The sequence below is a fragment of the Pseudomonas sp. NFPP24 genome (assembly GCF_900112095.1).
Taxonomy (GTDB): Bacteria; Pseudomonadota; Gammaproteobacteria; order Pseudomonadales; family Pseudomonadaceae; genus Aquipseudomonas; species Aquipseudomonas extremorientalis.
The window spans coordinates 64,589-77,875 of the sequence record NZ_FOKD01000003.1 but is presented as its reverse complement, the minus strand read 5'-3'; the positions used below and the strand labels follow the sequence as shown (position 1 = coordinate 77,875).

The window sequence follows — 13,287 nt, the reverse complement described above, 5'->3', positions numbered from 1 at the left end:
AATTGGATGTTTCATTGCCGTCACCTCCTATACAGCTGCTTATGAGCAAATGCGCAAAAAACACACGCAGCTATTGCTCTCAGTATAGGCCCTGAAACGAATCCTTCACGATTGCGCCGATTCACCTGCCCGGTGGTCTCTGCTTACAACTATCTGCCTGGATCCACTGCACTTTTTTGGATTTCTCCGCTCTATCCTTTTCCCAGCCCTGCCGATTTCCCGCGTGGGCAGATGAATCAGATCGGGTGCCGATGGATTGCACATTTTCTCGTTTCAACCTTCAACGCGGTTGCCAGCCCTTGCTGCTCGCCGCTGTGTTGATGCTCTGCGCCAGCGGTTGCAGCCAGCAACAGGGGCGGGATATCGCCAAGCAGTTCAGCAACGGCAAACCCGATGAGTTTTTCCAGACCAGTGTCGACCGCATGGCCACGCTGGGCATGCGCGACAACCTGCAAAGCCTGTATCTGCTGATGAACAAGCTCTATTTGCGCAACCCCAGCCAGTGGCGTCAGTCGGGTTATCCAGATGCGGTCAGCGCTGCGCGAGAGATCCGCCAGGCCATCGAGCAACGTCGATCGCTGCCGGCCCTGGATGATCGCCGCGACTTGGCGGCGCTGAGTTATTCCCTGAGTCCGGAGTTCAAAGGCGATCGTGTCGGCGCGTTTATCTACGCCATCGGCAGCATGATCGTGACCGCCCACGGTGGGCGTACTGAGTTCTACATCACCGATTCGATCAACCCGCAGTTTGTCAGCAACGCCGCGCGCAATATCGAGAAGGCCACCTGGCTGCTGAGCAAGCGCCAGGATGCCAATGGCGTGCTGCTGTTGTTCTCCAACGAGATATCGGAGGAGGGCAGCAACCTCAGCTTCGCGGTGGAGTTCGGCAAGATCGTTGCGCGCCTCGACCTGCTGACCCAGATGCTCGACGAGCGCTACCGGCGCATCGGTCTCAATTACGCGCAGAGCTTGTTGCTGATGAATTTTCTGCCGGTGCAATAAAGCTCGGCTTCCTCGGGTGATTGGTACGGTGTTTCGTTTTCCCTTGTAGGAAGAGGCCTATCTTGTACCTCGATGGTTGAAACACCCTGTACTCATCAATAGCCTCGGATTTTTCCGAAAGCTTGAGGCCTCTACCATGGGTAAGCAAAAGACGGTTTGGCCCACTGATCGCGAAATACGTTTGCGTTTTATCCTTTTTGCCGTGATCGATGCGGCGAGTGTCCAAGGCGTTTCTGCCGAGGTGTTGCTGCCAGCGCACAAGTTATTGCGGGACTCGCCGACCGAGGCGCAATTATTGGAAGCGCTGGACAAAATCCTCAGTGCGGATGAAATGTATGGATTCCGGTTTGCTCCGGGATCAGAAGCAGATGAACTGATGCAAACCTGGCTGATACCCTCCCATTGAGGATTGACACTGCAACTGTGGCGAGCGGGACAAGCCCGCTCGCCACTTCCAGCTGCTCTGCCACCCTCGTGCAGCGAATAGTCTTGGTCCGACGTTGGTGTGGGAAGGGTCTGGTCCGTTAATAAGGAGTGACCTGGCGGGCGCCCCTGTCTTCCCACCAGGTGCCCCCCGAATTCCAAGGACCTGCCCGATGCTGCTGCGCCAACCTCCGCTCTTGTTTGCCGCCCTGACCTTAAGCTCACTGGTGCACGCCGAAGACCTGCAATTGGCCCCGGTCGAAGTCACCGGCAGCCAAGCCAGCGACGGTGAAGTGGCCCAGGCGCAACTCAAGAGCGTGCCCGGCGGCACCAACTATATCGACATGAACAGCGTGCAGCAGGGAAGGGTGAGCACCAACGAAGACGTGTTCAAGTATCAGGCCGGAGTGTATGCCAAGGCGGCCAACAACGAAGGGGTGAAACTCTCGATTCGTGGTTCGGGCCTGAACCGCAGCCCCGGTGCCCATGCCTCCGGCTTGTATGAAATGTTCGATGGCCTGCCACTCACCGGCCCCGGCGGCACGCCTTATGAGCTGAAAGATCCCTTGTGGCAAAGCCGGGTCGAAGTGCTGCGCGGCGCCAACGGTTTTGATCAGGGCGCGTTGGCCTTGGGCGGCGCGGTCAACTATGTGACCCGCACGGGCTACGATGCACCCAAGCTGCAACTACGTTACGAAGCGGGCAGCAAAGGCTACGCCCAGCGCGAGATCAGCTCGGGCCAGGTATTGGGGGATGCCGACTACTACATCAGCCTCACCGATTCCGAATCCGACGGCTACCAGCGCCAGAGCGCTGCCACCGGCAAAGGCGTGGCCGCTAACTTCGGCTACCGCTTCAACCCGGACCTGGAAACCCGCTTCTACTTCCGTTACCGCGAAACCACCAACGACACCCCAGGCAAACTCACGCGCAGCCAGATCAGCCACGACCCGCGTGCGGCCAACAGCCTCAACGCCGCCCGGGATTCCAAGCGCCTGCAACCGGGCTCCACCTGGATCGCCAACAAGACCTCCCTGCAATTGGACGACAACGCGCGGGTCGAAGTCGGGCTGGCTTACCACGACTACCCGATGGACTTGCGCGAAGGCACCAACCGCCTGAAAGTCGCCTACACCGATATCAGCAGCACCCTCAATTACATCCGCCAGGACACGCTGTTCGGCCATGACAGTAAAACCACTGTCGGCCTGCGCACCACCCAGGCGATGCCCAATAACGGCGCTTCGGAGTACGTGCGCACGCCTGCCGGCAATACCGCAACCTACGCACCCGGCACCAAGACCCGCGACTACAGCTACCTGGGCTCCGACACCGTGTTGCATATCGGCAACGACCTGGAACTGGTGCCTGACCTGTGGCTGACCACTGGCCTGGCGGCGATCTATACCCGCCGCGAGACCCAGGTCACCTACCCTGAAGGCCAGGCGCCGCTCAGCCAGCACGACTGGGACTACGCACCACGCATCGGCCTGCGCTACGACTTCACCCCACAATTGCAGGTGTACGGCAACCTGAGCCGCTCGGTCGAGCCGCCGCATGCGTGGTCGATGATCTGGGGTTCCAACAAATACTTTACCGGTGGTCCGGCCAAAGGCCTGGCACGGGAGGGCGTGAGCCTGAAAAACCAGACCGCCACCACCCTGGAGATCGGCGGGCGCGGTGAGGCCTGGCTCGGCCAGTGGGACCTGGCCCTGTACCGCTCCGAAGTGCGCCACGAATTGCTCAGCGTGGAAACCCAGGCGCAAACCTCTACCAGCAATGCCATCATCGCCGAGTCCAACGCCAGCCCCACCGTACACCAGGGTGTGGAACTGAGCCTGCTCAGCCCGTTGTGGGACGGCGGCCGCAACGGCCGGATTGCGCTGCGCCAGGCCTACACCTTCAGCGACTTCCATTACCGCGACGATGACCGCTTCGGCGACAACACCTTGCCCGGCATCCCCAGGCACTACTATCAGGCGCAATTGCGCTACAGCCATCCGACGGGTTTCTACACCAGCCTCAACACCGAGTATTCCTCACGGGTGGCGGTGGACTACGCCAATTCCTACTACGCCGCGTCCTACACCCTGCTCGGCGCCACGTTCGGCTACGACGCGCCCAAGCAGGACTGGCAAGCCTGGGTCGACCTGCGCAACCTGACCAACCGTCGTTACGCCAATACCGTGACGCCGGGTTATGACGACAAGGGGTTGGATGTAGCGCGTTCTACGCCGGCGGATGGCCGTGGCATCTACACCGGCGTGTCCTGGAGCTGGCGTTAAAGACAGGCCCTTGCCCCAAGCGGGTTTTACTGGCATTGTTCGCGCAATTGGTAACTCTTCCCATTTGAGATCTTTTTGCGCATGCATGACATTCCGGCCGCGCTGGGCGACTCCGTTCGCCAGCAGACCCTCACGGCGATGTACAGCGAGCACCACGGCTGGTTGCACGGCTGGCTGCGCAAGAAACTCGGGTGTTCCCAGCAGGCCGCCGACCTGGCCCATGACGCGTTTATCCGCGTCCTGATGCTGGCCGAGCCGCAGAGTATCAAGGAGCCTCGCGCTTTTCTGGCCACCACGGCTGGTCGGTTGTTGATCGACAGTGCCCGTCGCCGTCGTATCGAAAAAGCCTACATGGAAGCCCTGGTGATCCAGTGCGAAGACGCCGACATGCCCGACCCGGCTGCGATTCATGTGGCCTTGCAAGCCCTGGAGCGTATCGCAGAGATGCTCGCCGGCTTGCCTTTCAAAGCCCGCGAAGCATTCCTGTTGAGCCGCCTCGACGGGCTGACCTACAGCGAAATCGCCCTGCGCCTGGACGTTTCCTCCAGCACCGTCAAAAACTACATTTCCAGCGCCCTGGTGCATTGCTACCACAGCCTGCACCCGGCAGACCCGCTGGCATGAGTTCCGAGCAGATCATCCAGCAAGCCGCACAGTGGCTGACTCGCCTGCACGACGAAGGCGTGACCGACGCCGACCGCCAGGCGTTCAACACCTGGCGCCAGGCCGACCCGCGCCACGCCGTGGCCATCGAGCGCATGAGTGCGTTATGGGGCAGCCTCGATGCCTTGCCCGCCAAGCCAGCGCGCATTGCCCTGAACCGCGCCTTCACCCCGCGACGCCCACGTGGCGCGCAGGTGGTGGGTGTGCTCGGCCTGGTTCTGTGCGGCTGGCTGGGCCTGCAACACTTGCCGGTGTGGATGGCCGACCAACGTACCGGTGTCGGTGAGCGTCGGCAGATCGCCCTCGAAGATGGCAGCCAGTTGCAGCTCAACAGCAACTCGGCGGTGGATGTGCAGTTCGACGGTCATCAACGGGTGATCGAACTGCTGCAAGGCGAGCTCTGGGTCGAGGTGGCGAAGGATGCGCAACGGCCGTTCGTGGTTCGCACCGACCAGGGCACGGCCACTGCGTTGGGCACGCGTTATCTGGTCAAGCGCGCGGCAGACGGCACCACGGTGGTCACGGTGATCGAGTCCACGGTCGCGATCAAAGGCGATGCCGGCGATGGGGTCAAGGTCACGGCCGGCCAGCGTTCGGTGCTCGACCACGGCCGCGCCCAGCCGCCGCAAGCCATCGGTGACAGCGATCCCGACGCCTGGACCCGCGGCCTGCTCAAGGTCAACGACCAACCCTTGAGCGAGGTCTTGCAAACCCTCGCCAGCTACCGCCACGGCTTGCTGCGTTTCGACCCCCAGGCCCTGCAAAACCTGCGGGTGTCCGGGGTGTTCAAGCTGGACGACACGTCGGCGGCGTTGTCGTCACTGGCCGATAACCTGCCGATCCAGGTGGAGTACTTCACCGACCTGCTGGTGGTGGTCAAGCCGCGCTAGCCTTCGTTCTGGCGCAGGCGTTTGTACAGGGTATTGCGGCTCACCCCCAGCTCTCGTGCCAGATGGGAGATATTGCCGCCGGCAGCTTTCAAGCGCTGGTTCAGGTCGATGCTGTCATCCAGGTACTCACTGGCGGGCGGCGGCGCCGCGACGTTCAAATCCACGAAGAAATCGTCCGGCAGGTGCTCTGCACGGATCGGCTGTTCCTCGGCCATGGCCAGCGCCACCTGCAACACACTGCTCACCTGGCGCAAATTCCCCGGCCACGGGTGCCGCTCGAACAGCGCCAGTACTTCGGCGCTCAGGCCCGCCCATTGTGTCGGCTCGCGGTGTTGCTGCCACAGTTGCTGGAACAGCGCCCGCTTGTCGGTGCGCTCGCGTAACGGCGGCAGTTCCAGGGTCAGGCCACCGATGCGGTAGTACAAATCCTCACGGAAACGCCCAGCCTGTACCAGATCCCGCAGTGCACGGTTGGTGGCCGAGATGATGCGCAAATCCACCGGGAACAACTCGCTGCTGCCTACCGGTTGCACGCAACGCTCCTGCAACACCCGTAGCAAGCGGGCCTGGGTGGGCAGCGGCATATCACCGATCTCGTCGAGAAACAGCGTGCCCTTGTCGGCCTTGCGGATCAGGCCGATGCTGCCTTTCTGGTTGGCGCCGGTGAACGCGCCCTTTTCATAGCCGAACAGCTCCGATTCCACCAATTCGGCGGGAATCGCCGCGCAGTTCACCGCGATAAATGCCTTCTGGCTGCGCGAGCTGGCGTGGTGCAGGGCTTTGACGAACACCTCCTTGCCCACGCCGGTTTCGCCGTGAATCAGCAGCGGAATGTCTTTTTCCAGCAGGCGCTCGGCCTGGCGCACGGCTTTCTCGACGCGCGCGTCGCCGAAATGCAAAGTCTTGAGGCCAATCGGCGCAGGCTTCGATGGCGCCGGCTCGGTGAACACGCGCGCCTGCACCGGCATCTGCCTGGGACGCTTCAACAAGCACTGGAAGCGATTGCGTCCCGCCGCTTGCAGGGAGAAGGGCAGGCCTTCCGGTTGGTTCAACAGTTCCAGCAACGATACCTTGAACAGGCTGTCGATCATCACCCGCGACAGGCTGATGCCCAGCAGGTTGTCGGCACGTCGATTGGCCGACAGCACCTGGCCGCTTTCATCAAAGATCAGCAGGCCGGCCCACTGGCTGTCGAGGTTGCTCAGCCCGGTGTTGAAGGTCAGCTGGAAATGTTCGCCGCGAAACAGGTTGAGGATCAGCCGGTTCTCCACGGTCTGGCTCATCATCTTGACCATGCCCAGGGTGTGGGAGGGCGGCAGGTAGCTGTCGCTGGACACATCCAGCACCGCGATGATCTCGCGCTGGGCGTCGAAGATCGGCGCCGCCGAGCCGGTCATGAAGCGGTTGGCCTTGAGAAAGTGTTCATCGTGTTCGATATGCACCGCCTGGGCGCAGGCCAACGCGGTGCCGATGGCATTGGTGCCGCTGGAACGCTCCATCCAGCTGGCGCCGGGGTTGAAACCACGGGCCAGCTTGGGCTCGATAAAGCGCTGGGTGCCCCAACTGGTCAGCACCTGGCCCTGGTTGTCGGCCAGCATGATCAGGCAGTTGGAATTGCTCAGGATGTTCTCGTAGTAGGGCAGCACTTCCTGGTGGGTGGTCTGCACCAGCGAATGCTGGCTCTCCAGCAATTGGCTGATGCCCTCAGCGGGGAGCTGGTCGAAGCTGGGCGTGCTCTGATGGTCCAGGCCAAAGGCGCGGCAACGGCGCCAGGATTCCTGGATAAGGGTGTCGTGAGCCAGTGGTTCGGCCATGGGGTGACCTTCGTTTTTATTGTTATGGGGTCTTGCGCAACGGACTGCTGGAAATCATTCCACTGTATTGGTCGTCAGAGTGTTGTTCAGAACTGTTCATTGTCAAGGCCCTGACTGTTCAGTTGTTCAGCCAAATTGTTCACTCCTGAACATCGCTTTCAGCTGATTTCCTTGCACATCAACCACTTGTCGTTTTGGCACGAAACTCGCTCTGTCACCTGGCCAGATTCATTCCAATAATAAAAAGGTCGTGTCATGTCATTGACCCTGGAACATGTCTCCCGCGTTGTCGAAGGCCAGACCTGGATCGACGACGCCAACCTGCGTTTCGAAGCCGGTTCCTTCAACGTCTTGCTCGGTCGCACGCTGTCCGGCAAGACCAGCCTGATGCGCCTGATGGCCGGCCTGGACAAGCCCGACAGCGGCCGCATCCTGATGAACGGCGTGGATGTCACACAAAAACCGGTGCGGCTGCGCAACGTGTCGATGGTGTATCAGCAGTTCATCAACTACCCGACCATGACCGTGTTCGAAAACATCGCCTCGCCGTTGCGCCAGGCGGGTGTGTCCAGCGAGCTGATCCAGAGCAAGGTGCTGGAAACCGCCAGGATGCTGCGCATCGAAAAATTCCTCCAGCGTCACCCCCTGGAACTCTCCGGCGGCCAGCAGCAGCGCACGGCCATGGCCCGCGCACTGGTCAAGGATGCCGAACTGATCCTGTTCGATGAGCCGCTGGTGAACCTGGACTACAAACTTCGCGAAGAGCTGCGTCAGGAAATGCGCGAACTGTTCGCCGCACGCCATACCATCGCGATCTACGCCACCACCGAGCCCAACGAAGCCCTGGCCCTGGGCGGCACCACGACCATCCTCCACGAAGGCCGGGTGATCCAGAGCGGCAAGGCGGCCGAGGTGTATCACCAGCCGCAGACTGTGCTGGCCGCGGAGTTGTTTTCCGAGCCGCCGATCAACCTGATGCCGGGGCGCATCAGTGGCAATGAAGTGAGCTTCGCCAATTTCGTGCACTTCCCACTCAACGTCGACCTGCGTCCCATCGGCGAAGGCGAGTTCCGGTTCGGCGTACGCCCCAGCCACATCAGCCTGGTGCCGAGCAACGATGACGACCTGGAGCTGGCGGTCACCGTGGAAGTCGCCGAGATCAGCGGTTCGGAAACTTTCCTGCACGTGCGCAGCGAACATTTCCTGCTGGTGCTGCACCTGCCGGGGGTGCACGAGTACGACGTCGACGCGCCGATCCGCGTGTATATCCCCACCCATAAACTGTTTGTGTTCGATGGCCAGGGCCGTTTGGTCCAGGCTCCCGGACGCCGTGTCGCGAGGGTTGCCTGATGGCCGAGATCCATTTGCAGAACCTGGCGCACAGCTACAGCCCTGCGCCGAAAGGGCCTGAAGACTACGCTATCCGAGCAATGAACCACGTGTGGGAGCAGGGCGGGGCCTACGCCTTGCTCGGGCCGTCGGGCTGCGGCAAGTCGACGTTGCTCAACATCATCTCCGGCCTGCTCAGCCCGTCCGAAGGCCAGGTGCTGTTCGACACTCAAGTGGTCAACGACCTCACCCCGGAAAAACGCAACATCGCCCAGGTGTTCCAGTTCCCGGTGGTGTACGACACCATGACGGTGTTCGACAACCTGGCATTCCCGCTGCGCAACCAGGGCATGGCCGAGGCGAAAATTCACAGCAAGGTGCAGGAAATTGCCGAAGTCCTCGACCTGCAAAACCTGCTGACCAAAAAGGCGCGCAACCTCACCGCCGACGAAAAACAGAAAGTCTCCATGGGCCGTGGCCTAGTGCGCGACGACGTATCGGCGATCCTGTTCGATGAACCGCTGACGGTGATCGACCCGCACCTCAAGTGGAAACTGCGGCGCAAACTCAAGCAGATCCACGAGCAATTCAACATCACCATGGTCTATGTGACCCACGATCAACTGGAGGCCTCGACCTTCGCCGACAAGATCGCAGTGATGTACGGCGGGCAGATCGTGCAGTTCGGCACGCCGCGTGACCTGTTCGAACGGCCGAGCCACACCTTTGTCGGCTATTTCATCGGCAGCCCAGGGATGAATCTGATCGAGGTGCAAGCCGAGGCGGGCGGGGTGCGCTTTGCCGAGATTCATTTGCCCTTGTCCGAGGCGTTGCAGCAACGTATTGCCAACACCGACTACAAGAAGCTGCAGGTCGGCATCCGCCCGGAATTCATCCACGTATGGGACGAGTACAACCCTGACGCCCTGCAGGCCGATGTCACACATCTTGAAGACCTTGGCACCTACAAGATCGTCACCCTCAACCTCGACGGCGCGCTGCTCAAGGTGCGCCTGGCCGAAGACAAGCCCGTGCCGGAAGGCAAGGCGTCCATCAGCTTTCCGGCGCAATGGCTGATGGTGTATGCCGACGACTACCTGCTGGAGGTGCAGCCATGAACAAGGTGCAGAACAACAAGGCCTGGTGGCTGGTGTTGCCGGTGTTCCTGCTGGTGGCGTTCAGTGCGGTGATCCCGATGATGACCGTGGTCAATTACTCGGTGCAGGACATCTTCGACCAGTCCAGCCGCTACTTCGTCGGTGCCGACTGGTACAAGCAGGTGCTGCTCGACCCGCGCCTGCATGACTCGTTGCTGCGTCAGTTCATCTACTCGGCCTGTGTGCTGCTGATCGAAATCCCGCTGGGCATCGCCATTGCCCTGACCATGCCGACCAAGGGCCGCTGGTCGTCGCTGGTGCTGATCATCCTGGCCATTCCGTTGCTGATCCCGTGGAACGTGGTGGGCACCATCTGGCAGATTTTCGGTCGCGCCGACATCGGCCTGTTGGGTTACAGCCTCAATGCCCTGGGCATTAGTTACAACTACGCCGCCAACACCATGGACGCCTGGGTCACGGTGTTGGTCATGGACGTATGGCACTGGACCTCACTGGTGGCGCTGCTCTGCTATTCGGGGTTGCGGGCGATTCCGGACGTGTACTACCAGGCTGCACGGATTGATCGTGCATCGCCCTGGGCGGTATTCCGACATATCCAGTTGCCGAAGATGAAAAGCGTGCTGCTGATCGCGGTGATGCTGCGGTTCATGGACAGTTTTATGATCTACACCGAGCCGTTCGTGCTTACGGGCGGTGGGCCGGGGAACGCCACTACCTTCTTGAGTCAGACGCTGACCCAGATGGCCGTAGGCCAATTCGACCTGGGCCCGGCTGCGGCGTTTTCCCTGGTGTACTTCCTGATCATCCTGTTGGTGTCCTGGCTGTTCTACACCGCCATGACCCACTCCGACGCCAACCGCTGAGGCCGCCAACATGAACAAGAGAAAGCTGATACCGCTACTGATCTACATCCTGTTCCTGCTGGTGCCGATCTACTGGCTGCTGAACATGTCCTTCAAGAGCAACACCGAAATCCTCGGCGGGCTGACGCTGTTTCCGCAGGACTTCACCCTGGCCAACTACAAGGTGATCTTCACTGACCCGAGCTGGTACACCGGTTACCTCAACTCGCTGTACTACGTGAGCCTGAACACGGTGATCTCCCTGAGTGTGGCGCTGCCGGCGGCCTACGCGTTTTCGCGCTACCGCTTCCTCGGTGACAAGCACCTGTTTTTCTGGCTGCTGACCAACCGCATGGCGCCACCGGCGGTGTTTCTGCTGCCATTCTTCCAGTTGTACTCGTCGATTGGGTTGTTCGACACGCACATCGCCGTGGCCCTGGCCCACTGCCTGTTCAACGTGCCGTTGGCGGTGTGGATCCTGGAGGGTTTCATGTCCGGCGTGCCCAAGGAAATCGACGAAACCGCCTACATCGACGGCTACTCGTTTCCGAAGTTTTTCGTGAAGATTTTTATCCCGTTGATTGGCTCCGGCATCGGTGTGACGGCGTTTTTCTGCTTCATGTTTTCCTGGGTCGAGCTGCTGCTGGCGCGCACCCTGACCTCGGTCAACGCCAAGCCGATTGCGGCAGTGATGACGCGCACGGTGTCGGCATCGGGTATCGATTGGGGCGTGCTGGCGGCGGCGGGGGTGTTGACTATCCTGCCCGGCATGCTGGTGATCTGGTTTGTTCGCAACCACGTGGCCAAGGGCTTTGCCCTGGGCCGGGTCTGAGGAGTCGATGATGGAATGGATGGCCTGGACCACCCCCACCGCGCTGTTCTTTGGCGGCATAGCCCTGATCCTCGCGGGCATGACCACCTGGGAGCTGCGTTCGCCGAGTATCCCCCGGCGGGGCTTTTTGCCAATCAGCACCACCCGTGGTGATCGTTTGTTTATCGGTCTTCTCGGCAGCGCCTACCTGCATTTGCTGGTGATCGGCGTTACCGACTGGAGCATCTGGGTAGCGTCCGCGCTCTCCCTGGTATGGCTGTTGAGTGTGATGCGTTGGGGCTGATGCCCTTATGAATAAACAACCAGGAGGTCTCTATGTTGAATAAGAACAATAAGCTGCGACATAGCATTTCATTGGCCGCCGTACTGGCTATGAGCGGTTTGAGCGCTTCGGCCTGGGCCGATGCGTACGAAGATGCCGCGAAAAAATGGATCGGCAGCGAGTTCAAACCGTCCACCCTCACGGCCGACCAGCAGTTGGCGGAATTGAAGTGGTTTATCAAGGCCGCCGAACCGTTCCGTGGGATGAAGATCAACGTGGTGTCGGAAACCCTCACCACCCACGAGTACGAGTCCAAGGTGCTGGCCAAGGCCTTCACGGAAATCACCGGGATCAAGCTGACCCACGACCTGTTGCAGGAAGGCGACGTGGTGGAGAAGCTGCAGACCCAGATGCAGTCCGACAAGAACATCTACGACGGCTGGGTCAACGACTCGGACCTGATCGGCACGCACTTTCGCTACGGCAAGACCGAATCCATCACCGACCTGATGGCCAACGAAGGCAAGGATTTCACCTCGCCGACCCTGGATATCAAGGACTTTATCGGCATTTCCTTTACCACCGCGCCGGACGGCAAGATCTATCAGTTGCCCGACCAGCAGTTTGCCAACCTCTACTGGTTCCGCGCCGACTGGTTCGAGCGTCCGGAGCTGAAAGCCAAGTTCAAGGAAAAATACGGCTACGACCTCGGCGTACCGGTGAACTGGTCGGCCTATGAAGACATCGCCAAGTTCTTCAGCGAAGACGTCAAGGAAATCGACGGCAAGCGCGTGTATGGGCACATGGACTACGGCAAGAAAGACCCGTCCCTGGGCTGGCGCTTCACCGATGCCTGGTTCTCCATGGCCGGTGGCGGCGACAAGGGCCTGCCCAACGGCCTGCCGGTGGACGAGTGGGGCATTCGCGTGGAGGACTGCCATCCGGTGGGCTCCAGCGTCACCCGTGGCGGCGACACCAACGGCCCGGCCGCAGTGTTTGCTACGCAGAAATACGTGGACTGGATGAAAGCCTACGCGCCGCCGGAAGCGGCGGGCATGACGTTCTCCGAATCCGGCCCGGTGCCGTCCCAAGGCAACATCGCCCAGCAGATCTTCTGGTACACCGCGTTTACCGCCGACATGACCAAACCGGGCTTGCCGGTGGTGAATGCCGACGGCACGCCGAAATGGCGTATGGCGCCGTCGCCGGTGGGACCTTACTGGGAAAAGGGCATGAAGAAGGGCTATCAGGACGTAGGCTCCTGGACCTTCCTCAAGTCGACGCCTGAGAAACAGAAACTCGCGGCCTGGCTCTACGCGCAGTTCGTGACCTCGAAAACCGTGTCGCTGAAGAAAACCATCGTTGGCCTCACGCCGATCCGTGAGTCCGACATCAACTCCCAGGCCATGACCGACATGGCGCCGAAACTCGGTGGCCTGGTGGAGTTCTACCGCAGCCCGGCCCGCGTCGAGTGGACCCCGACCGGCACCAACGTGCCGGACTACCCACGCCTGGCGCAACTGTGGTGGGGCAACATCGCCAGGGCTGCCAGCGGCGAGCAAACCCCGCAACAGGCGCTGGACAACCTGGCCAAGGAACAGGACGCGATCATGACGCGCCTGGAACGCTCCAAGGTGCAACCGGTGTGTGGCCCGAAAATGAACCCCGAGCGTGACGCGCAATACTGGTTCGACCAGCCGGGTGCGCCGAAGCCGAAACTGGCCAACGAGAAACCGAAAGGCGAGACCGTGGCCTACGGCGACCTGCTCAAGCAGTGGGAGGCTGCGCGCAAGTAATAGCGGTCAGTGGAGGAGGGCATTACGGCACG

General features: G+C 60.9%; 12 protein-coding genes. 11 read left to right on the top strand and 1 reads right to left on the bottom strand.

Going from position 1 to position 13,287, the window contains the following annotated elements; all coding sequences use genetic code 11:
• Positions 1–251: 251 nt before the first annotated feature.
• From BM026_RS07135 to BM026_RS07115, 5 genes are all read left to right on the top strand, one after another.
• A complete protein-coding gene (locus BM026_RS07135; RefSeq protein WP_093527805.1) occupies positions 252–1,001 on the top strand; it encodes a hypothetical protein in 750 nt (249 codons plus the stop codon).
• A gap of 136 nt (positions 1,002–1,137) precedes the next feature.
• Positions 1,138–1,407, top strand: coding sequence for a hypothetical protein (locus BM026_RS07130; protein WP_092245155.1), 270 nt, complete (start codon positions 1,138–1,140; stop codon positions 1,405–1,407).
• Positions 1,408–1,597: 190 nt separating this feature from the next.
• Positions 1,598–3,709: a TonB-dependent receptor family protein gene (locus BM026_RS07125; protein WP_093527802.1), complete on the top strand. Its 2,112-nt coding sequence runs from the start codon at positions 1,598–1,600 to the stop codon at positions 3,707–3,709.
• Between the two features lie 81 nt (positions 3,710–3,790).
• Positions 3,791–4,333: a sigma-70 family RNA polymerase sigma factor gene (locus BM026_RS07120; RefSeq protein WP_071491793.1), complete on the top strand. Its 543-nt coding sequence runs from the start codon at positions 3,791–3,793 to the stop codon at positions 4,331–4,333.
• Positions 4,330–5,262, top strand: a complete 933-nt coding sequence (locus BM026_RS07115; protein ID WP_092245161.1) for a FecR family protein — start codon at positions 4,330–4,332, stop codon at positions 5,260–5,262. Before BM026_RS07120 ends, BM026_RS07115 begins: the two co-directional genes overlap by 4 nt.
• Here BM026_RS07115 and BM026_RS07110 read toward each other — a convergent pair.
• Positions 5,259–7,076 (bottom strand): sigma-54-dependent Fis family transcriptional regulator, encoded by a 1,818-nt coding sequence (locus BM026_RS07110; RefSeq protein ID WP_092245164.1) that lies wholly within the window; start codon positions 7,074–7,076, stop codon positions 5,259–5,261. The genes BM026_RS07115 and BM026_RS07110 overlap by 4 nt on opposite strands.
• Before the next feature lie 255 nt (positions 7,077–7,331).
• Between BM026_RS07110 and BM026_RS07105 the strand changes: the two genes are divergently transcribed.
• Genes BM026_RS07105 through BM026_RS07080 form a run of 6 tightly spaced genes read left to right on the top strand, consistent with a single transcriptional unit; the run spans position 7,332 to position 13,255 of the window.
• The gene (locus tag BM026_RS07105; RefSeq protein WP_071491790.1) at positions 7,332–8,426 is read left to right on the top strand and encodes an ABC transporter ATP-binding protein; all 1,095 of its coding nucleotides are present in this window, start codon (positions 7,332–7,334) and stop codon (positions 8,424–8,426) included.
• Complete coding sequence (locus BM026_RS07100; protein WP_093123738.1) at positions 8,426–9,523, top strand: ABC transporter ATP-binding protein; 1,098 nt, start codon at positions 8,426–8,428, stop codon at positions 9,521–9,523. The genes BM026_RS07105 and BM026_RS07100 overlap by 1 nt, the downstream gene beginning before the upstream one ends.
• Entirely contained in the window at positions 9,520–10,386 is an 867-nt protein-coding gene (locus tag BM026_RS07095; protein WP_010209674.1) for a carbohydrate ABC transporter permease, read from the top strand. The genes BM026_RS07100 and BM026_RS07095 overlap by 4 nt, the downstream gene beginning before the upstream one ends.
• A gap of 10 nt (positions 10,387–10,396) precedes the next feature.
• The gene (locus BM026_RS07090) at positions 10,397–11,197 is read left to right on the top strand and encodes a carbohydrate ABC transporter permease (RefSeq protein ID WP_071491788.1); all 801 of its coding nucleotides are present in this window, start codon (positions 10,397–10,399) and stop codon (positions 11,195–11,197) included.
• Positions 11,198–11,207: 10 nt separating this feature from the next.
• Positions 11,208–11,480: a DUF2160 domain-containing protein gene (locus BM026_RS07085; protein WP_003232363.1), complete on the top strand. Its 273-nt coding sequence runs from the start codon at positions 11,208–11,210 to the stop codon at positions 11,478–11,480.
• Positions 11,481–11,512: 32 nt separating this feature from the next.
• Positions 11,513–13,255 carry an ABC transporter substrate-binding protein gene (locus BM026_RS07080; RefSeq protein WP_093512735.1) on the top strand — a complete coding sequence of 581 codons (1,743 nt, stop codon included), beginning with the start codon at positions 11,513–11,515 and terminating at the stop codon, positions 13,253–13,255.
• Positions 13,256–13,287: the final 32 nt, after the last annotated feature.

Excerpts from the sequence above, each read along its gene's own strand:
- BM026_RS07135 (WP_093527805.1), top strand. The coding sequence starts at position 252 with ATGGATTGCACATTTTCTCGTTTCAACCTTCAACGCGGTTGCCAGCCC.
- BM026_RS07130 (WP_092245155.1), top strand. The coding sequence starts at position 1,138 with ATGGGTAAGCAAAAGACGGTTTGGCCCACTGATCGCGAAATACGTTTG.
- BM026_RS07125 (WP_093527802.1), top strand. The coding sequence starts at position 1,598 with ATGCTGCTGCGCCAACCTCCGCTCTTGTTTGCCGCCCTGACCTTAAGC.
- BM026_RS07120 (WP_071491793.1), top strand. The coding sequence starts at position 3,791 with ATGCATGACATTCCGGCCGCGCTGGGCGACTCCGTTCGCCAGCAGACC.
- BM026_RS07115 (WP_092245161.1), top strand. The coding sequence starts at position 4,330 with ATGAGTTCCGAGCAGATCATCCAGCAAGCCGCACAGTGGCTGACTCGC.
- BM026_RS07110 (WP_092245164.1), bottom strand. The coding sequence starts at position 7,076 with ATGGCCGAACCACTGGCTCACGACACCCTTATCCAGGAATCCTGGCGC.
- BM026_RS07105 (WP_071491790.1), top strand. The coding sequence starts at position 7,332 with ATGTCATTGACCCTGGAACATGTCTCCCGCGTTGTCGAAGGCCAGACC.
- BM026_RS07100 (WP_093123738.1), top strand. The coding sequence starts at position 8,426 with ATGGCCGAGATCCATTTGCAGAACCTGGCGCACAGCTACAGCCCTGCG.
- BM026_RS07095 (WP_010209674.1), top strand. The coding sequence starts at position 9,520 with ATGAACAAGGTGCAGAACAACAAGGCCTGGTGGCTGGTGTTGCCGGTG.
- BM026_RS07090 (WP_071491788.1), top strand. The coding sequence starts at position 10,397 with ATGAACAAGAGAAAGCTGATACCGCTACTGATCTACATCCTGTTCCTG.
- BM026_RS07085 (WP_003232363.1), top strand. The coding sequence starts at position 11,208 with ATGGAATGGATGGCCTGGACCACCCCCACCGCGCTGTTCTTTGGCGGC.
- BM026_RS07080 (WP_093512735.1), top strand. The coding sequence starts at position 11,513 with ATGTTGAATAAGAACAATAAGCTGCGACATAGCATTTCATTGGCCGCC.